This window comes from Aquitalea magnusonii, assembly GCF_003202035.1.
In the GTDB taxonomy this organism is placed as follows: Bacteria; Pseudomonadota; Gammaproteobacteria; order Burkholderiales; family Chromobacteriaceae; genus Aquitalea; species Aquitalea magnusonii.
This window is the reverse complement of sequence record NZ_QJKC01000001.1, coordinates 361,510-381,130: the sequence shown is the minus strand read 5'-3', so window position 1 is coordinate 381,130 and position 19,621 is coordinate 361,510. Positions and strand designations below refer to the sequence as shown.

The following is a 19,621-nucleotide window of genomic DNA, read 5'->3' as shown; positions in this document are numbered from 1 at the left end:
ACAACCTGCCATAGCGGCGAGCCTTGCCCGCAAAGCGGTATCTGGCATGCCCAGTTTCCTGGTCACAGCGTCAGCAACCGCCAAGCAGGCTTTGAAGTACAACGCTTCTTCACCCAGGGCAAGCTGATGCCCAACTTGCCGGTGCACTACCCCCGGCTGCTGGACCGCTGGCGCGGCTACCGTGAACAGGTCGAGCCGGTGCGCTGGATACTGATGGAGTACGCCTGATGCGCCCGTTGTCTTCGTTTGGTCCTGTGCTTGGCGCACTGACGTTGGCCCTGCTGCTGGCGGCGTGTCACGCCCAACCACAGCACACCCTGCCCGATGTCTCTGCCGTTCAGGCCAAACTGGCCTTCACCTGCGCCTACGAGCAAGACCGCCTGCCGCCACTCAACCCGGAAGCCGAGCAGTTATTCCGTTACGGCCGCTGGCTGTGGCGCGGCAATATCGTCGCCCCCAAAGCCACCGTCTATGCCGACACGGCACGCTATTACCGCATTGCCGCCGCCTATGGCCACTACAAAGCCAATTTCAATTTGCAAAACCTCTACTAATAGCCGTGGCATTTTCCTTCCGGCAATTGAAGTATTTTGTTGCCACGGCTGAAACCGGGCAGGTTTCCCTGGCGGCAGTACAGCTGAACATCACCCAGTCGGCAGTGACGGCAGCCATCCGGCAGCTGGAAGAAATGCTGGTGGTGCGCCTGTTTGTGCGCCACCCCCACGGCATGGTGCTCACCGATTGCGGACGGCGCTTTCTGGGACAGGCCTACGGGATTCTGGCCAATGTGGAAGAGGCCATGTTGCTGCGCAAGCGGGAAAGCGATTTTGCCGGCTGTCTTACCGTGGCGGCCACCTATACGGTGATGGGGTATTTTTTGCCGGCGCATCTGCGGCGTCTGGCGGCGCTGTATCCGCAGCTGGCAATACGGTTGCACGAATTGCCGCGCGCCGAGATCGAAGCCGGCTTGTTGCAGCAGGACTTCGATGTGGCGGTGTTGCTCAGCTCCAATGTGGACAACCCGGCATTGCAGCTGGAGCCCATTATCAGCTCGCCCCGGCGCCTGTGGCTGCCGGCACAGCACTCGCTACTGTCCCATCCGGCCCCCAGCTTGCAGGATGTTGCTCGCGAGCCGTATATCATGCTGACGGTGGATGAGGCGGAACAGACAGCCTTGCGTTATTGGGGGCAGGCCGGCTTGCAGCCACAGGTCAGGCTGCGGACCAGTTCGGTGGAAGCGGTGCGTAGCATGGTGGCCAATGGTAGTGGCGTATCCATTTTGTCGGACATGGTGTACCGGCCGTGGTCGCTGGAGGGGCGGCGTATTGAAACGGTCAATCTGCACCAGCAGGTGCCGCCGATGACGCTGGGGCTGGCGTGGAAGGCGCAGGCTGAAATCAGCCCGGCCATCGCCTTGTTTCGCGACTATTTCCGCCAGCAGTTCCTGACACCATTCAGCAGCCATCGCAATAGCGCCGCGCGCTGAGCATGGCTGACACAGCGCTGTTGCCACGTGGTATGTCGGCGATGGTCTGAGCCTGCGCGTAAGGCGGCCATTTGCCCGGTGGCGGTCAAGCCGCGGGCGTGTGTGGCCGGGCCCAGCCGTTTTCAAACACCAGCTCGGCCAGGTTTTGCCGCTTTGCCCAGTTTTCCTGCTCCAGCATGGGTTTGTCGTAGAAAGCCTCGACATGGCCGATGCACAGGATGGCTACCGCCTTGGCCTCGGCCGGCAGGCCCAGCAGCGTGCCCAGCCGCTGCGGGTCGAACAGCGATACCCAGCCCAGTCCGATGCCCTCGGCGCGGGCGGCCAGCCACATGTTCTGGATGGCGCAGGCGATGGAGCAGATATCCATTTCCGGCAGGGTGCGGCGGCCGAATACATGGCGTTCGCGCCCGTCCATCAGCGCCGCCACCAGCACCTCGCCGCAGTCGAGAATGCCCTCAACCTTCAGCTTCATGAATTCGTCTTCACGCTGGCCCAGTGCCTTGGCGGTGGCCACCCGTTCTACCTCTACCTCGGCATGCAGTTGCTGGCGCAGGGCGCTATCGCTAATGCGGATGAAGCGCCAGGGCTGCATGAAACCCACGCTGGGGGCCAGGTGCGCCGCCTGTAGCAGGCGTTGCAGCAGGGCCGGGTCCACCGGGTCCGGCTTGAAGTGGCGCATGTCGCGCCGTTCGCGGATGGCGCGGTAGACGGCGTCGATGTCGGTTTGGGGATAGGCATTCATGGCAGGAACAGTCTGGCGCAGGCCGCAGGGTTGGATGGGAAGTACAGGTGCAGATAACTGGCCAGCAGGCTGCCGTGGCGGTACACCGGCTCGCCCTGTCCCTTGCCAGTGGCGCGGCTGGCATGGGTGAGCGGGGTGATGGGCGTATCCAGGCTGGAATAGTGAAAAGTGTGGCCACGCAGCACTGCGCCATCCAGTTGCAGTTGTTGCAGACCCAGCGCGCTCAGGCGGCTATTCAGCCGGGCATGGCCGGGCAGCAGGCCCAGCATCTGTCCGCTTTGACCCTGCTTGTCGGTCAGGCTGTCCAGCAAATACAGCATGCCGCCACATTCGGCATACAGCGGCTTGCCTGCTGCCACGTGGGCATGCAGGCTGGCGCGGCTGCTCTCTGCACCGGTCAGGGCGGCCAGATGCAGTTCCGGGTAACCACCGGGCAGCCAGACTGCATCGCAGTCCGGCAGGGCATCGTCGGCCAGTGGCGAGAAGTCATGCAGCTCGGCCCCCATTGCCTGTAGCGTCTGGATATTGGCCGGGTAGATGAAGCTGAAGGCGGTATCGCGGGCGATGGCGATGCGCACGCCGTCCAGCAGCCGTGGCAGGCTGGGTGCCGTGGCAGGCTGGAAGGCGACTGCGGGTGGCAGAGCGGCCAGACGGGTGGTGGCCAGCTGGGCAGCGGCGCGCTCCAGCCGTGCTTCCAGATCGTCCACTTCCTGCGCCTGTACCAGGCCCAGATGTCGTTCCGGCAGGCCCATGTCCTGCTGGCGCATCACCGCGCCCAGATAGTGAAGGCTGGCGGGCAGGGCGGCGGTCAGCATTTCTGCGTGACGGGCAGATGCCACCTGATTGGCCAGCACGCCGTAAAACGGCAGGCCGGGGCGGAAGGTGGCCAGGCCATGCGCCACCGCGGCAAAGGTTTGCGCCATACCGGACGCGTCGATGATGGCGGCCACCGGCATGCCGAACAGCTGGGCCAGATCGGCACTGCTGGGGGTGCCATCGAACAGACCCATGCTGCCTTCGATCAGAATCAGGTCGGCTTCGGCGGCAGCGGCATACAGGCGCTGGCGACAGTCATCCTCGCCGTTCATCCACAAATCCAGCGCGTACACGGTGTGGCCGCTGGCCTGCTCCAGCACATAGGGGTCGAGGAAATCCGGCCCGGTCTTGAACACGCGCACGGTTCGGCCCTGCTGGCGGTGGTAGCGCGCCAGCCCGGCGCTAAGGGTGGTCTTGCCCTGATGCGAGGCGGGGGCGCTGATAAATAGCGCCGGGCAGTGGCGAATAGCCATGTCAGAACTCCACACCGGCTTGCGCCTTGATGCCCTGCTCGCGGTAGGGGTGCTTTACCAGCTTCATTTCCGTTACCAGATCGGCGGCATCAATCAGCGCCTGCGGCGCATGGCGGCCGGTAATCACCACGTGCAGATTGGCCGGGCGGGCGGCCAGCGCCGCCAGTACCTCGTCCAGCGGCAGGTAGTCGTACTTCAGCACGATGTTCAGTTCGTCCAGAATCAGCATGTCGTAGTCGCCGCTGTTCAGCATTTCCAGCGCGGCCTCCCAGCCCTGGCGTGCGGTGGCGATGTCGGCCTCGCGGTTCTGGGTGTTCCAGGTATAGCCCTCGCCCATGGTGAGGAAGCGGCAGTTGTCGAAGCGGCTGAACAAATCACGCTCGGCGGTGTGCAGCGCGCCCTTGATGAACTGCACCACACCCAGCTGCATGCCGTGGCCGACAATGCGCAGCCCCATGCCGAAGGCGGCGCTGCTCTTGCCCTTGCCCGTGCCGGTATGGACGATGAGCAAGCCTTTTTCCTTGGTTGCGGCGGCCTTTTTCTTTTCAAAGCCGGCCTTGCGCTTTTCCACCATGCGCTGGTGGGCGTCGGCGTCGGTTTTCATGGTGCTTTCCTTCTGATTGCTGGCCTGATGCAGCAGTCGGGTTATTGCTTATGGGTACAGCTGGAGTGGCTGAAAAAATAGCGCAGCGTCCCTGTGGCAAGGCGCGCCGACGCAGACAGTACAAGCAGTACGGCAAGGAGGCGCAACGCCGCTACAGGGTTTTTGTCAGTCACTCTTACTGCCAGTGAGTGCCGGTGAGTGCCCGTAGCCGCTCCACAATGCGCGGGCGGCTGGGGTGGTAGCCGATGAATACCAGTTGCGCCTGCCGTGGTGCGGCGGTTTCCGGCTCCTGTTGCAGCTGTACGCGCTGGCGTACCGCTTGCAGTGTCAGCCGGCCCTCTCCATTGGCACTGGCCGCATGGCCCTTGATGCGCAACAGCGCTTCCTCGCGGGCAATTGTTTCCACCGCTGCCAGCAGGCGAGCTGCGTCCTGTGCGTCCTTGCTGCGAATCAGAAACGACTGCCAGCCCGGGTCCTGCTCATGAAAATGCTTGTGCGTGGCCAGGCCATGACTGTGCGCGGCCAGGCCGCCGTGGCTGTGGCCGTCCAGCAAGGTTTGATTGGCCAGCGGGCGCAGATTGAGTGGCAGGCTGGAGACCGGCCCGTAATGGCGGTGACCGCTGCCGCTGACTTCATGCAGATGCAGGCCCAGCGTCAGCCGGGTGTCCAGCTTGGCCTGATAGGCCAACTCGATAAAGCGGATGGACGGCGCCAGCTGGCGCACCGTGCTTTCTGCTTGCAGCATGGCGGCGTCGTCAAGCTGGTCTATCTTGTTCAGCACCACGATGTCGGCGTTTTCCAGCTGCTGGCGGAACAGGCTGGCCACTGCGTCGTCCTGCTGGCCATGGCCGCTGTCGAAGTCACCCGCCAACAGCAGCGGGGTGTCCACCACGGCCAGCGTAGCGTCCAGCACAAAGCGTTCTGCCAGCTCCGGGCCTTGCAGCTGCTCCATCACCGCGCTGGGCAGGGCCAGGCCCGAGGTTTCGATCAGCACATGGTCGATCTGCTGGCGGCGCTGCCACAAGGCCAGCATGGTGGGCAGGAAGTGCTCGTCGTCGTCGTAAGCCACCAGGCCATTGGCCAGATCGTGAATCTCCACCCCGGCCTTGTCGTCCGTGCGCAGGATGGTGCCGTCAATGGACACCTCGCCAAACTCGTTGACCAGAATGGCCAGCCGCCGTTGTTTGCTGTCGCGGATCAGATTGGAGAGCAGGGTGGTTTTGCCCGCGCCCAGAAAACCGGTGAGCACGGTGACCGGAATGCGCGGGCTGCTCATGCCAGCTGCTCCAGTGCGGCTTGCAGGCTGGCAAAGTCGGCAAAGCTGGCTGGGTAGTCCAGCTGCGGACGGTCCACCACGATGAAGGGAATGCCCAGCGCAGCAGCGGCAGCCGCCTTGGCACTGTAGCCACCGGCGTCACCCGACTGCTTGCTGATGACGCAGTCGATCTGCCAGTCGCGCCACAGGGTTTCATTGGCGGCCTGCGAGAACGGGCCTTGCATGGCACACAGGCGTGCACGCGGAATGCCCAGGTCGATGGCGCGTTGCAGGTGTTGCGGGTCCGGTGCCAGCCGCACGAACCATTGCTTGTCGGCCGCGCCCTCGGCCTGCACAAAGCTGGCCAGCTCCTTGCTGCCGGTGGCCAGGAAAATGCGCTGGCCGTGCTGCATCGCCAGTTTTGCCGCTTCAGCCATGCTGCTGCAGTGAATCGCCGGGTGCTGGTCGACAGCGCTGGGGCGCTCGTAGCGCAGATAGGGCAGGGCCAGCTCGCGTGCCAGCGCCATCAGCTGCTGCGACATTTCCGTGGCATAGGGGTGAGTGGCATCCACGATGCAGCGCGCCTGGCTTTGTTGCAGCAGCTCGCGGCGACGCTCTACCCCCAGCCGCCCGCTGATGCTGGTGAGGCCAGGGCTGTCGGCGGCGACGATTTCGGCACCGTAGTCGCTTGCTGTGCTGACAATCACCGGCTGGCCGCCTGCTGCCAGCTGGCGTGCCAGCGCATTGCCGTCGCTGGTGCCGGCAAATACCCAGGCAGCGGCGCCGGGCAGGCTGTCGGCGGTAATGGTGTCGGCGGTGTTCTGCCAGTTGAAATAGCCGCGCGGGGTGAACATCCAGTTGCGTTTGCGGCGGGTGAAGCGGTTGCCGATCACCAGCGAGGTGAGCATGTTGAACTGGCGCGTGCGCAGCTCGGCCAGGGTGACGATTTCCACCGTCTGGCCTTCGCGGTAGGCATTGTGCACGATGCCGCACAGGGTTTCCGGCCGCTTGTGTTCCAGCATGATGTCCAGAATGCGGTACACGCCTTCCTGGCGCTGCTTGCTTTGCACGTTGTAAAACACCACGGCCAGATCGGCCTCGGCAATATGGCGGGCGCGGCTTTCAATCCACTCCCACGGGCATAGCAGGTCGGACAGGCTTAGGGTGGCAAAGTCGTGCGACAGCGGCGCGCCCAGCAGCGAGGCGCAGGCATTGGCCGAGGTGATGCCGGGAATCAGCTGCACGTCGAACACATCGTCCTCGCGCATGTCCTCGTAAGCCAGCGTGGCCATGGCGTAGATGCCGATGTCGCCGCTGGAAATCAGCGCCACCGTCTTGCCGGCACGGGCTTCTTCCAGTGCCAGCTGGGCGCGGTCGCGTTCCTGGGTGAGCGGCAGGGTGCGGATGTCCTTGCCGGCAATCCACGGCTGGATCCATGTAAGGTAGAGGTCGTAGGCGACGATGACGTCGCTGGCGGCCAGCGCTTGTTCCACCATGGGCGGGATCAGTTCGCGGCTGCCGGGGCCGACGGAGACAAGGTAGAGTTTTCCGGTCATTGTGTGATGCTTTCTGCTGCGTGCAGGCGGGGCCTGCCAAAAGTTTGTCTGGGCAATGCGTGGTGTGCATTGCTGATGTAAATCCTGCATTTATTACTGGCAGTGCTGGACTGTGGTCCTCCGCTGCTGCGTTTAACTTCGTGGGCCTCGCCTAGCCAAGACCATGGCAGCTTCGACCAGTGTTCTTACCAAACAACCACCGTACCAACGCGCCCATGGGCCCCGTCAAGCATGCCGACGGGTGGCCGGGGCGAGGTCTTAAACGCCTGCAATGTCTGAGCGATTTGACGTTTGCAAATCGCGAGTTCAGGCGCGCCTCGCCCCGGACGGGCCCTGTCGGGCAGCCGCAGGCCATGCTTGCCGGGGTGGCCTTGGAGGTGAAGGAGGGCTTGGCCAGGCAAGCCCTCCTTCCCGTTTGCCGCGCGGAAGCGGCATGTAAACCATCATCCGCGTGAGCGGATTCTTGCCCTTATGCATCACGAGCGGCCCTTAGCGGATACAAAACTCCTTATTCAACGACGCCAAAATCAGCAAACCCATCCTCCACTACCGCCACCGTCACCCCTTCACGCGCCATCTTTGGCACCAGCAACCGCCCGCGCGGGCTGGCAATCAGCGCGCAAGGTTCGCACACCCCGTCCACGCCCACGTTCTGCTGTACCCAGGCGGAGGGCTGGCCGGTCCAGCCGCGGGCGGCCACGTCGGCACGGGCAATCACCCGCAAGGGCAGGTCGTGGTGGGCGCAGAATGCCAGCAGGCCCAGTTCATCGGCCTTCAGGTCGATGGTGGCCACTTCGCGCACTTCGCTGAGGCTGCGGCCGGCCAGCGCTTGCAACACCGCCTGTTCGATGGCGTCGGCGCTTTTGCCGCGCCGGCAGCCTATGCCCAGCGTCAGCGGTTTGAGTGCTTCGGTTGCGGTGGTGATGGCCGGGATGGCGCCGGTCAGGCGCGCGACGTGGTAGGCCAGCGCATTGGCCCCGCCTTCGTGGCCGGACAGCAGCGGAATGGCAAAGCGAGCGGCTTCGTCCAGCACCACCACGGCCGGGTCGGTGAGTTTGCTGTGTGGCAGGCCATCCAGATAGCGCACGGCAATGCCGCTGGCCATCAGCAATATCCATTGGCGGTGCTGGTGGAAGACGGCGGCAAACTGCTGGCGCGCGTTGTCATCCGGCTGTTGCCAGGGTTGGTAGACGGTGGCGTCCAGCGCGCGGGCCAGTTGCTGCGCCAGCGGCAGTGCCGATGCGCGTACTGTCCAGATGGCGGTGTGGCTCACGAGGCTTGCTGCTCCGGGTCCTGTTCCGATTGTGCTGCCAGTTCCGGCTTGCGTTTGCTGGGGCGCGGGGTTTTGCGGTCGGTGCCATCGCGGAAAATATGAGTGAAGCCAGCGGCGTACAGGCTGGATTCCACCCCGCCTTCGCGCGACAGCGCGGCACCCACCAGCAGCAGGGTGGTGAGCAGCCAGTCTTTCTGTTTTACCTCTTCCAGCAGCTTGCCCAGCGTGCTGCGGTGGATGGACTGGTCCGGCCAGCTGGCGCGGCGCACCAGTGCCACCGGGGTATCCGGCGGGTAGTGCAGCAGCAGGTCGGCCACCGTATATTTCAGCCGCTGGCCGGACAGGAAGATGCACATGGTGGCCTGGTGTTCGGCAAAGCGGGCGATGGATTCCAGCTCCGGCACCGCGCTGGCACGGCCGGAGACGCGGGTGAGGATGATGGACTGCGAGATGGCCGGGCGGGTCAGTTCGCTGCCCAGTGCGGCTGCGGCAGCGGTAAAGGACGACACGCCGGGGACGATTTCATACTCGATACCCAGCGCTTCCAGCCGGCGCATTTGTTCGGCAGTGGCGCCGTAGATGGCCGGATCGCCGGAGTGCAGCCGGGCCACGTCCATATTGGCGGCCTGGGCGCGGCGGTAGCAGTCTTCCTGCTGGTCCAGCGACAGTTCGGCGGTGTCGAGAATTTCGGCACCTGCACTGCAATGCTGCAGCATGTCGGTGGGCACCAGCGAACCGGCATACAGCACCATGCCGCAGCTACCCAGCAGGCGCGCGCCGCGCAGGGTGATCAGGTCGGCGGCACCGGGGCCGGCACCAATGAAATAGACTTTCATGAATGACGTTTCTCTCTCGCCTGACGGCGGATCAGCATGGTGGCCAGATAACCGCTGGCCGAGGCGTCCAGCTGGCTGACATCCGGACAGAGGATTTCATCGGACAGGCCGATGCGGCGGGCGAAGGCGCAGTGCTGGGCTATGCCCAGCCGCGCCAGCAGGGCCAGCACGTCGGGCAGGCGCTGGCCGATTTTCATCAGCACCACGATGTCGTGGCTGGCGATGTCCGCTTCCAGCGCGGCCATGTCGTCCGGGCAGGGCAGAATCAGCATGCGTTCCTTGCCTTCGCCCAGCGGCCAGGACAGCGCCGAGGCGGTGGCGGCAAAGCTGGTGACGCCGGGAAAGGTGGTGTGGGCCAGGCCGGGCAGGCGTTCGCGCAGCGCGGCCAGCAGGTAGCCGTAGGTGGAGTAGGTCATGCTGTCGCCGATGGTGAGATAAGCGACGTTGCGGCCTTGTTCCAGTTCGGCGGCCACGCTGGCGGCCAGCGCGGCGTAGTGGTCGGCCAGCAGGCTGCGGTCCGGGTCCATGATGAATTCCACGTCACGGAATTTGCTGGCGTCGACAGGCAGGCCGGCCAGACATTGCTGTGCCACCGATTGCTCGCTGCCGCGCGCGCGCGGCAGGTAGATGATGTCGGCCTGCTGCAGGGCCTGCAGCGCAGCCACCGGTATCAGCCCGGCCTGGCCCGGGCCTACGCCCACGCCAATGAAATGTCCCAGTTCACTCATGTGTGTCTCCGGCGGCCTCGCCCAGCGGCGTGCCGTCCATGCTGAACAGCCGCACTGCCACGCGGCGGGCGCTGGGCAGTCGGCTGTGCATGCGGGTGGATACCCGCTGTTCTATCTCCATCCAGAAGGCTTGCGCCTGCGGATGGCCTTGCAATATCTGCACGATGTTTTCCACCGTATTGGCCTGGCGGATGGCCTGTACCAGCGCCATGCTCAGGCCCAGCTCCACTGCCAGTTGCGCCACATCGCCCATGGCCATGGCGCTTTTGCCGGAGTGGGTGTCCCATACCGTGGGGTCCAGCAGCTTGGCCAGCTTGCCGGGGTGGCCCAGCACCCATAGCGTGTCCAGCTCGCGGCCTTGTTCCTGCAAGATGGCTTCGGCCTGTTCCAGCGAGCTGCCGACAAAGTTGGCAATCTGCACCACCTGCTTTTTCGGCAGCCCCAGCACATCGGCGGCGTAGCCACGGCCTATCTTGCCGGGGGTGAAGGCGATGGCGGCAGGCAAATCGCCCAGCGCCACGCGGATATACACCTCGATGGAAGCCATCCACGCTGCCAGCGACATCGGCTCGACAATGCCACTGGTGCCCAGGATGGAAATGCCGCCGACGATGCCCAGCATGGGGTTGAAGGTGCGCTTGGCAATGCGCCCGCCCTCCACGCAGCCGATAGCCAGGTCAAAACCGGGGTCGGCACGGCCAGCCAGCACCTCGGCCACCGCCCACTGCATCATCTGCCGTGGTACCGGGTTGATGGCTGGTTCGCCCGGAGGAATGCGCAGGCCGGGCAGGGTGACCGTGCCCACGCCTTCGGCGGCGATAAAGCGCAGCTGGCCGCTGCCATTGCGCCGCACCTCGGCAAAAATGGTGGCGCCGTGGGTGTTGTCCGGGTCGTCGCCGCCGTCTTTCAGCACTTCGGCGCGGGCCGTGTCTGGTTCCAGCAGGTCCACCGCCTGTATCGGCACGCTGAGGTAGTAGTCCGGGTCGGGCAGGCTGATGTCCACTTCGCTGGCGCGCACCCCGTCCAGCAGGCAGGCCAGCGCGGCTTTTACTGCCGCCGTGGCACAGCTGCCGGTGGTGCGACCGCGGCGCAGGCCGTTGGGAGCCGGCACCGTCAGGTCGTAGGGAACGCGCCGTTCGTGGGTCATGCCTCTGGTGCTGCCTGTTGCTGCTGGTACACGTGGCCGATGGCGTCAATCATCAGCGCATTGACGACGGTGGCCGCCCACGGCGAGCCGCCACGGGTGCCGCTATTGGTGATGCGCGGCACTTGCAGCAGGCCGCGCAGTGCGTCCTTGCATTCGCGGGTGCCGACAAAGCCCACCGGCAGGCCGACGACCAGTTGCGGTCGCCAGCCGTGTTCGCGCACCAGTCGTACCAGTTCCATGATGGCGGTGGGGGCGTCACCAATGGCGACAATCACGTCATTGCCAAACTTTTCCCAGGCGCGGCGGATGCCGGCAGCAGAGCGGGTGAGGCCGTGCGCCTCGGCCAAGAGATAGGTTTCCGGGTCGTGCACGCCGCACCAGGTTTCCACTTCCAGCTGTTGCAGCACCGCGCGCTTGAGGCCGGTTTCCACCATGGTGACATCGGTGACGATGCGGCGGCAGCGCAGCAGGGCGCGCATGCCGATGGCGGCCGCGCCGGGCGAGAAAAACAGCTCGTCCACGCTGTTGAAGTCGCCGGTGGTGTGTACCAGCCGGTGCAGCGCGGTGTGCTGTTCTGCCGGGAAGGCCGACCAGTCGCGTCCCTCGCGGATGATGCGCATGCTTTCCGCCTCGATGGGGTGCGGCACATAGGGTGGCCAGGCGGGCGCGGCGGCAGGGGCGGTGTCCTTGGCCAGCAGGCCGCGCACCTTGCCGTGATGGCCTTGTTGCGGCGTGCCCACTTGCTGCTCGAAACCGATGATCTGCACCCGGTATTTGCACAGCGAGCAGTTCATGCTGGCGCGGCCTTCCACGCCTTCCTGCGCCCGCTCCAGAAACACCTCGGCCACATGTTCGTGCACGCCCAGATAAGGCGCAGCCAGCACTTCGATATCCGGGCAGCGCGCGGCCAGATCGTCCACCGCGCCGTAAATACGCTTGACCAGCACGCCATCGAACAGGAAGTAAGGCAGCACCACGATGCGTTCAAAGCCTAATAAGCTGGCCGCTTTCAGGCCATCGGCCACCAGCGGGCGCGCAGTGCCGGAATAGCAGACAAAGGACGCGCCAAAGCCCATGCCTTCTTCCAGCATGCGGGTGAGCTTGGCGATTTCCGAGTTGGCGTCCGGGTCGGTAGTGCCACGGCCCACCACCACCAGGCAGCTGTCACCACGCGCCACGGTGCGCGTTGAGCGTGCTTCGGCCTCGATGATGCGCAGGCGGCACAGCTCCAGCAGGCGCGGGTGCAGGTCCATGGCCGCGCCAAAGTGGAAGCGGGTGTCCGGGTGTTCCTGTTGCAGCGCCAGCAGTTCGCTGGGCATGTCGTTCTTGGCATGGGTGGCGGCCAGCAGTACGCCGGGGGTCATCACCACCGTCTTGGCACCATCGGCAATCGCTTCTGCCACCGCCTGGTCGATGGTGGGCGTAGCGAACTCCAGAAAGCCGTGGTAGATGCGGCGCTGCGGTGCACGCTGGCGCATGATGTCCACCAGCGCCATGAATTCTGCGATGCCAGCCGGGTCGCGGCTGCCATGCCCGGCCAGCACGATGCTGTAGTCCTGCGTGCTCATTGCGCCTGCTCCGGCGTGGGCAGATGGCTGGGCTCGATCTGGCTGGCCATCGGCGTTTTGGTGCGGATCAGCATGATGCTCATGTCCGAACAGCGGTGTTTGGCACACTCGGCCAGCGTGCCGTGCCATTCGGCCTCGCCACGGGTGAGGTTTTCCCACACTTCCACCTGCTGGTCGGCCGGAATGCCGTTTTCCAGCAGGTAGGCAGCGATATGCCAGGGCATGAAGGAGCGCGCCTCGTCCCAGGGACAGGGAATCACGATGGCATTGCGTTGGTCTTGCAGCACATGCACCAGATGGCGCTTGAACGGGGTGAGGTCGCCACGGCGGTGGAAGGTGATGAAGGTGGTTTCGTCAAAACACACCTTGGCGCGCGAGGCCAGTACCTGGGCCGAGGACAGGCCGGGCATGGTTTCCACCGGGTGACCACAGGCGCGTTCCACCCGTTCCAGATACTGGAAGCCACTGAAGTGGATGTCGCCCATGAACACCACCACACAGTTCTTGCCGGCGTGGTGCAGTTTGGCCACTTCGTCCAGCTGGGCCACCTGGTCGCGGTAGCCCATCTGGATGACCTGGGCGCTGTCCGGTATCAGCGGGCGCACCACGTCGATGACGGCGTTGAAACCGGCGACGACGTCGGCATTGGCAATGAGGTCGGCCGAGCGGCGTGGCAGGTAGCCGATATCGCCGGGGCCGGCACCGATGCAGATAATCATGTCTATTCCTTTATGCAGCGCGACGGCATCAGCCCAGCCGCGCCTGAATCGTGATGGTGAGTTGTTCGCTGGACAGCTGCTCGCACGGCAGGTATTCCGCCCGCATGGCTTCGGCCAGTTGGCGGGCGCGGCCCAGCTTGACATAGGCTTGTTCGGTATCCAGCACCAGCGCCGGGATGGCGGCGTCGGCCAGCTCGCCCGCCAGTTGCAGGCTTTGCTGCCACGGGTCGGCATGGTCTTCGCCCAGTGCCACATTGGCACGGCCGTCGCTCAGTAATACCAGCAGCGGCGACAGGCCCTGCGCACCCTGACGGCCCAGGGTGCTGGCGGCCAGTTGCAGCGCATGCGGCAGCGGGGTGCGGCCGCCGGTGGGCAGGGCGTGCAGCGCCTGTTCGGCCTGTTCCACCTGACGGGTGGGCGGTAGCACCAGCTCGGCCTGACGGCCACCGAAGGCGATGACGGCAATCTGGTCGCGGCGCTGGTAGGCATCTTGCAGCAGGCTGAGCACCGTACCCTTTACCTGTTCCATGCGCTGCTGGGCGGCCATGGAGCCGGAGGCGTCCACCACCAGCACAATCAGATTGCCCTGTTTTGCCGTACGCACCTTGTCGTGCAGGTCGGCGCGGGTGACAGCAAATTCCGCTGGATTACGCTGGATGGCATGGCGCAGGGTTGCGTCCAGTGCCAGTGCCTGCGGCTGGGTACTGGGCACGGCGCGCACGCTGTGGCCGCGCCGGGCATTCAGCACTGTGCTACGACGGCCGCTGGCCTCGCTGTCACTGCTGTGGCTAGCCAGGCGGATGGTGCCGATGTCCTGCGCTGCGCGGGCGGCAAACAGCTGCTCGCTGCCATTGTCCGGCTGTGATGGCTCGTCCTTGCCGTCGTCTGCGGACGTGTCTTGCTGCTCGCCCGGCTGTTGTTCTGTGGCGGTGGTGTCATCGGCTGGGCTGGTGGGCGGCGGATTTTGCGCTTGTTGGGTCAGCTCATCCAGCTTGTCTTGGTCCAGCCCGCTTTGCTCGAAAGGCTTGCGGCGGCGGCGGTGCGGCAGTACCAGCAGGGCGGCGGTGCGGATGTCTTCGGCGCTGACCTGCGTCCGGCCATCCAGCGCGGCCAGTGCGCGGGCGGCCTTGTGCAGCACGATGTCGGCGCGCAGGCTGGCCACTTCGAATTCGCAGCACAGCTGGCTGATGAAGTCGAACAGGTGCTCACTCACCGTTACCGTGGCCAGCATGGCCTGGGCCTGACGAATCTGCTCCTGCAGCGCGCTGCCCTCGGCCTGCCAGCGGGCGGCAAAGCCTTGCGGGTCGGCTTCGAAAGCCAGGCGACGACGTACCACCTCGCTGCGGATGGCGGCATCACGCGGGGCGCTTACGTCCACCATCAGGCCAAAGCGGTCCAGCAGTTGCGGGCGCAGTTCGCCTTCTTCCTGGTTCATGGTGCCCAGCAAGGTGATGCGCGCCGGGTGGCTGATGGACAGGCCTTCGCGCTGCACGGTGTTGACGCCCATGGCGGCCACATCCAGCAGCACGTCCACCAGATGGTCGGCCAGCAGGTTCACTTCGTCGATGTACAGCAGGCCACGGTGGGCATTGGCCAGCAGGCCGGGCTTGAAAGCCTGGCGGGCCTGCTTGAGTGCCTGTTCAAAATCCAGGCTGCCCAGTACGCGGTCTTCGCTGGCACCCAGCGGCAGGTTGACGAAGGGCACGGCAGCGTCTTCCGCCACCGCGTGTTCGCCCTGACAGCAGTTGCATTCGGGCAAGGGGGAGGCCGGGTCGCAGTTGAAGGCACAGCCCGGCACGCGGCGGATGGGCGGCAAAATGGCCGCCAGCCCGCGGGCGGCGGTGCTCTTGGCACTTCCCTTGTCACCACGGATCAGCACGCCGCCTATGCTGGGGTCCACCGCGCACAGCAGCAGCGCCTGCTTCAGTTGTTCCTGACCGACGATGGCGGCAAACGGATAAATCTGTTTCATGAGCGGCCTTGCGGATGTTCGCCACGCGCTTCGAGCATGGCTTCGCTATTCAGGTGCAGTTGTTGCAGCGCGGCCAGCGTCTCTGGCCTGGGCTGCTGCCACAGCTGGCGCTGGGCGGCTTCCAGCAGGCGTTCGCTGATGGCATTGAGCGCCCACGGGTTGCTGTCGGCAAAAAACTGCTGCATGGCCGGGTCCAGTGCGTAGCGGGCGGCCAGTTCTTCGTAGACCCAGTCGTCCACCACATGGGCGGTGGCATCGTAGCCGAACAGGTAGTCCACGGTGGCAGTCAGTTCCAGCCCGCCCTTGTAGCCGTGCTGCTGGATGCTGGCAATCCACTTGGGGTTGGCCACGCGCGAGCGGAACACACGCAGCACTTCTTCCTTCAGCCCGCGCACTTGCGGCTGGTCCGGGTTATGGCTGTCGCCAAAGAAGGCGCGCGGCTGGCGGCCGGTCAGGCTGCGGATGGTGGCAATCATGCCGCCGTGGTATTGCAGGTAGTCGTCGCTGTCGAAGATGTCGTGTTCGCGATTGTCCTGATTGTGCAAGGCCACTTCCACGCCGGACAGGCGATGGCGCAGCGCGTCGCGCGCATCGGCCCCCTGTACGTGGCGGCCATAGGCATAGCCGCCCCAGTTGAGGTAGGCGGTGGCGAAGTCGGCGTCGGTCTGCCAGTTCTGCTCGTTGATCAAGGGCAGAATACCGGCACCGTAGCTGCCGGGCTTGGCGCCGAAGATGCGCAGCAGTGCCGGTTCGGCGGCGTGGTCCGGCAGGGCTTGCAGCAGCTGGTGGCGCATGTCGTCCAGATAATGCTTGCGCAGATAATTGTCCGCCGGGGCTTCGTCCAGCATGGCCACCGCTTGCACCGCGTCGTCCACCAGCGCAATCAGCTGCGGGAAGGCATCGCGGAAAAAGCCGCTGATGCGCACCGTCACGTCAATGCGCGGGCGGCCCAGCTCGGCCAGCGGAATCACCTCGATACCAGCCACGCGGCGGCTTTCGGCCTGCCAGCGCGGACGCACGCCCAGCAGGGCGAGGATTTCGGCAATATCATCGCCATGGGTGCGCATGGCGCTGGTGCCCCACACGCTGATGCTGACCGATTCCGGATAGCTGCCGGTTTCCTTGCGATGGCGCGCCAGCATTTCATTGGCCAGCTGGCTGCCCACCTGCCAGGCGGCTTGCGAGGGCAGGCCGCGCGGGTCTACCGAGTAGAAATTGCGTCCGGTGGGCAGGATATGCGCCATGCCACGGGTGGGCGCGCCGCTGGGGCCTGCTGGCACATAGCCACCCGCCAGACCGCGCAGCAGGTTGTCGATTTCCTCGTGGGTGCGCGCCAGATTGGGCAGCAGCTCGTGCTGGATAAAGGCCAGCACCTGTTGCAGGGCCTGGCTGTCACCGGCCTGCGGCAGTACGGCGGCAATGATGGCGGGCAGCGGTGAGCTGACCGGGGCCAGCAAGCGCGCCACCAGTTGGCGGGCTAGCTGATTGATGTGGTCGATGGCATCGCTGCGGGTGTGCAGCAACTGTGGGCTGCTCATTTCCAGCGGGGCGGGCACGTTTTCAAGCCGGCGGCCCTTGTCGTCCTGCAATGCCTCCCACTCCACCCCCAGCGCTTGCGCCACGCTGGCGGGCAGGCTGGGTACGGCCAGATTGGGCAGGCGGGTGAGGGCGCACAGCATGTCCACCAGCGCCTCGCCTTGCGGGGCCTGACCGAGAATGTGCAGGCCGTCGCGGATTTGCGCTGCGCCCAGTTCGCACAGATAGCCGTCGATGTCTTCAATCAGATGGGCAACATCCACGCCCTCCATCTTGGCCAGCGTCAGCGGCACGCCGTCGGCATTCAGCGTGGCGTCCCACTCGTGGGCATGGTCGTGGCCGTGATCATGTGTATGACCGTCATGGTCATGATGGTGATGATCATGCGCACCATGGCTGTGCGCTGCGCCCTTGGCCACCGGGCGGAACTGCATGCCGGCTGCCTTGGCAGGCTTTGCTTTCCCGGCTTTGGCTGGCTGGCTCAGGCGATAGCCCGCTGGTGCTGCCTTGGGTGCATGCGGGTGGGCATGGTCATGATCATGTTCGTCATGGTGGTGACCGTGTTCATGCTCATCATGGTGATGATGGTCGTGCCCCAGCATGGCGGCCAGATCGCTATCCAGCTTCGCTTCCTTGATCAGGTCCCAGATTTGCTGTTGCAACAACGGCAGCTTGTTCGGGTCCAGCATTTCCACCTGGTAGTACTCGTCCACCAGTTGGGTGAGCTGGGCCAGTGGGCCGTAGGTGTCGGCGGTGGTCATCGGCGGGGTCAGGTGGTCGATGATCACCGAATGGGCGCGGCGCTTGGCCTGCGAGCCTTCGCCCGGATCGTTCAGGATAAAGGGATAGAACATGGGCATGTCGCCCAGCAGCGCGTCGGGGAAGCAGTGCTCCGATACGCCCACGCCCTTGCCCGGCAGCCATTCCAGCGTGCCGTGCTTGCCCACGTGGACAATGGCATCGGCCTGCCATTCGTCGCGCAGCCAGCAGTACAGCGCGTAGTAGTGATGGGTGGGCGGCAGGTCCGGCGTGTGGTAGATGGCGTCCGGGTCCATGCCATAGCCACGCGGTGGTTGCAGCGCGACAAAGGCATTGCCCAGTTCCATGCCGGCAAATACCAGCTGGTCGCCATCGACATAAGCCGTGCCCGGTGCGGCGCCCCAGCGCTCCAGCATGCGTTGTTGCAGCGGGGTGGGCAGTTCAGCAAACCATTGCTGGTAGCGCGCCAGCGGCACGCGGGCCACGGCATTGCGCAGTTGATCGGCGCTGAGGTAGTCGGTGTCGTAACAGCCACGGTCGATCAGGCTGTGCATCAGCGCGTCGCTGTTCTCCGGCAGGGTATTGATGCTATAGCCATTGGCCTGCATCGCTTGCAACAGCGCATACAGCGAAGCGGCGGAGTCCAGCCCCACCGCATTGCCCACTTGCGAGGCCTTGCTGTTGGAGTTGGTAAAGATGAAGGCGACCCGCTTGTCGGCAGCTGGGGTGTGCTTCAGCCGCGCCAGCCGGGCGGCAATGCCGGCCAGACGGCGCATGCGGTCCGGCAGTGGCTGGTAGTCGCTGCTGGCCGGGTCTTCCGGCTTGAACGATACCGGCACGCCGATGATGCGGCCGTCGAATTCCGGCAGCGCCACATTCATGGCGGTATCCAGCGGGTTCAGCCCGCGCTCGGATGCTTCCCACTGCGCCTGGGTCATGCTGCTGGTGATGGCTTGCAGCACCGGGATGTCCAGTTGTTCGAAAGCCTCTACTGCCCAACTGGCCTGGGTCGCGCCTTCGGCATTGACTTCGCCCATGGCAAAGGAGGTGGTGTTGATCAGCACGCAGGGCTGGCCAGCGCGTGGGTCGCGCAGCAATTGCAGCGCGGCAGGCAGGCCCTGCTCATCCTGGCTGCGCAGCGAGGAGGTAAACAGCGGCAGCGCGTTGATCTGCCGCTCGGCCAGCATGTCCACCAGCATGTCGATGAAGCGGGTGTTGCCGCTCAGCCAGTGGGCGCGGTAGAAACTGATGGCCACCGTGGGCCAGCCGGGTTGGCGTATGCCAGACCAGTCATCCAGACTACAACCATCGGACAGCTCCGGGTGATACAGGCCGTGTTCCGGCAGTGCGGCTGGCGGCAGGTAGCCGTGGCCGGTCAGCAGCAGGCGGTCGGACAGATAGCGCATCAGCTGCGCCATATTGCCGCTGCCACCGGCTTGCAGATAGGCATTGGCATCCTGCTGGATTGCCGGGGGAACGGTGCTGAGGGCGGCCAGTTCCGGGTCCGGCTCGCCGGTGCCGCTGAGCACGATCAGCGCCTGGTGGCGAGCGATGGCGTGCTGGCGCAGGGCATCGAAAGCGGGAATGGCCTGCACCCGCCCCAGTACGCGCAGCAGCAGGATGCGGGCGCTGGCAAGCGGGCCGTCCAGTAGCTGCTGCATCTGGTGTTCATCGGTGATGTGTTGCAGGGCAATGCCCGACACCGGGCTGAAATCCTGCGGCCAGTGCACACGGCCCAGCGCGGTGAGGTCGGTGCCGGCATGGCTCAGCAGCACGATGCCGCCAGTATTGTCATGCGTCATTGCGGGCTTTCCGTGTTGACATCACCCGAGCCCAGGCGATGGAAAATCAGCGGCTCCACCGGCACGCCGCCTTGCAGGTGCTCGCTGACAATGCGCTGTACTGCACTGGCATCCACCTTGCGATACCACACGCCTTCCGGATACACCACCATGATGGGGCCTTGCTTGCACACGGCAAAACAATGGCTGCGCGTGCGTTTCACCTTGAGGCCGTCGCAGGCGTCAATGGCCTGGCCCAGTTGCTTGAACATGGCCTCGGCCTGCTGGCCGTTTTCGGTACAGCGCGGGCCGGTGCACATCAGCACATGGCGATAGTGCTGTCTCATTGGCGGGACCCCGACAGGGTGGC

The 19,621-nt window shown here is 65.0% G+C and carries 17 protein-coding genes; 3 read left to right on the top strand and 14 right to left on the bottom strand.

Annotation, left to right across the window (positions count from 1 at the left end):
- The 3 genes from DFR38_RS21175 to DFR38_RS01740 all read left to right on the top strand — a co-directional run.
- Window positions 1-228: hypothetical protein (locus DFR38_RS21175; RefSeq protein ID WP_425320040.1), on the top strand; the 228-nt coding region annotated here is incomplete at its 5' end.
- Window positions 228-554: a hypothetical protein gene (locus DFR38_RS01745; RefSeq protein WP_059287567.1), complete on the top strand. Its 327-nt coding sequence runs from the start codon at window positions 228-230 to the stop codon at window positions 552-554. The genes DFR38_RS21175 and DFR38_RS01745, both read left to right, overlap by 1 nt.
- A 5-nt stretch (window positions 555-559) precedes the next feature.
- On the top strand, window positions 560-1,486 hold the full coding sequence (locus tag DFR38_RS01740; protein WP_059287568.1) for a LysR family transcriptional regulator: 927 nt from the start codon (window positions 560-562) through the stop codon (window positions 1,484-1,486).
- An 85-nt stretch (window positions 1,487-1,571) separates the two neighbouring features.
- Here the strand turns inward: DFR38_RS01740 and bluB are convergent, their stop codons facing one another.
- The 14 genes from bluB to DFR38_RS01670 form a co-directional block, all read right to left on the bottom strand.
- A complete protein-coding gene (gene bluB, locus DFR38_RS01735) occupies window positions 1,572-2,228 on the bottom strand; it encodes a 5,6-dimethylbenzimidazole synthase (protein WP_059287569.1) in 657 nt (218 codons plus the stop codon).
- Window positions 2,225-3,517, bottom strand: coding sequence for a cobyrinic acid a,c-diamide synthase CobB (locus DFR38_RS01730; RefSeq protein ID WP_110312904.1), 1,293 nt, complete (start codon window positions 3,515-3,517; stop codon window positions 2,225-2,227). Before DFR38_RS01730 ends, bluB begins: the two co-directional genes overlap by 4 nt.
- Before the next feature lies 1 nt (window position 3,518).
- Entirely contained in the window at window positions 3,519-4,121 is a 603-nt protein-coding gene (cobO, locus tag DFR38_RS01725; RefSeq protein ID WP_059285482.1) for a cob(I)yrinic acid a,c-diamide adenosyltransferase, read from the bottom strand.
- A gap of 175 nt (window positions 4,122-4,296) precedes the next feature.
- Window positions 4,297-5,397: a CobW family GTP-binding protein gene (locus DFR38_RS01720; RefSeq protein ID WP_059285483.1), complete on the bottom strand. Its 1,101-nt coding sequence runs from the start codon at window positions 5,395-5,397 to the stop codon at window positions 4,297-4,299.
- The gene (cobJ, locus tag DFR38_RS01715) at window positions 5,394-6,932 is read right to left on the bottom strand and encodes a precorrin-3B C(17)-methyltransferase (protein ID WP_059285484.1); all 1,539 of its coding nucleotides are present in this window, start codon (window positions 6,930-6,932) and stop codon (window positions 5,394-5,396) included. Before cobJ ends, DFR38_RS01720 begins: the two co-directional genes overlap by 4 nt.
- A 508-nt stretch (window positions 6,933-7,440) precedes the next feature.
- Window positions 7,441-8,205, bottom strand: a complete 765-nt coding sequence (locus DFR38_RS01710; RefSeq protein ID WP_110312903.1) for a cobalamin biosynthesis protein — start codon at window positions 8,203-8,205, stop codon at window positions 7,441-7,443.
- Entirely contained in the window at window positions 8,202-9,041 is an 840-nt protein-coding gene (gene cobM / locus DFR38_RS01705; RefSeq protein WP_059287355.1) for a precorrin-4 C(11)-methyltransferase, read from the bottom strand. The genes DFR38_RS01710 and cobM overlap by 4 nt, the downstream gene beginning before the upstream one ends.
- Window positions 9,038-9,769, bottom strand: coding sequence for a precorrin-2 C(20)-methyltransferase (gene cobI / locus DFR38_RS01700; protein ID WP_110312902.1), 732 nt, complete (start codon window positions 9,767-9,769; stop codon window positions 9,038-9,040). Before cobI ends, cobM begins: the two co-directional genes overlap by 4 nt.
- Window positions 9,762-10,916 carry a cobalt-precorrin-5B (C(1))-methyltransferase CbiD gene (gene cbiD, locus DFR38_RS01695; protein WP_059287356.1) on the bottom strand — a complete coding sequence of 385 codons (1,155 nt, stop codon included), beginning with the start codon at window positions 10,914-10,916 and terminating at the stop codon, window positions 9,762-9,764. Before cbiD ends, cobI begins: the two co-directional genes overlap by 8 nt.
- Window positions 10,913-12,484, bottom strand: a complete 1,572-nt coding sequence (locus tag DFR38_RS01690) for a precorrin-8X methylmutase (protein ID WP_059287357.1) — start codon at window positions 12,482-12,484, stop codon at window positions 10,913-10,915. The genes cbiD and DFR38_RS01690 overlap by 4 nt, the downstream gene beginning before the upstream one ends.
- Window positions 12,481-13,347 (bottom strand): cobalt-precorrin-7 (C(5))-methyltransferase, encoded by an 867-nt coding sequence (locus DFR38_RS01685; RefSeq protein WP_275576196.1) that lies wholly within the window; start codon window positions 13,345-13,347, stop codon window positions 12,481-12,483. Before DFR38_RS01685 ends, DFR38_RS01690 begins: the two co-directional genes overlap by 4 nt.
- Window positions 13,232-15,175, bottom strand: coding sequence for a putative cobaltochelatase (locus DFR38_RS01680; RefSeq protein WP_110312901.1), 1,944 nt, complete (start codon window positions 15,173-15,175; stop codon window positions 13,232-13,234). The genes DFR38_RS01685 and DFR38_RS01680 overlap by 116 nt, the downstream gene beginning before the upstream one ends.
- A complete protein-coding gene (locus tag DFR38_RS01675) occupies window positions 15,172-19,272 on the bottom strand; it encodes a cobaltochelatase subunit CobN (protein ID WP_059286158.1) in 4,101 nt (1,366 codons plus the stop codon). The genes DFR38_RS01680 and DFR38_RS01675 overlap by 4 nt, the downstream gene beginning before the upstream one ends.
- Window positions 19,269-19,598, bottom strand: coding sequence for a (2Fe-2S) ferredoxin domain-containing protein (locus DFR38_RS01670; protein ID WP_059286159.1), 330 nt, complete (start codon window positions 19,596-19,598; stop codon window positions 19,269-19,271). The genes DFR38_RS01675 and DFR38_RS01670 overlap by 4 nt, the downstream gene beginning before the upstream one ends.
- Window positions 19,599-19,621: the final 23 nt, after the last annotated feature.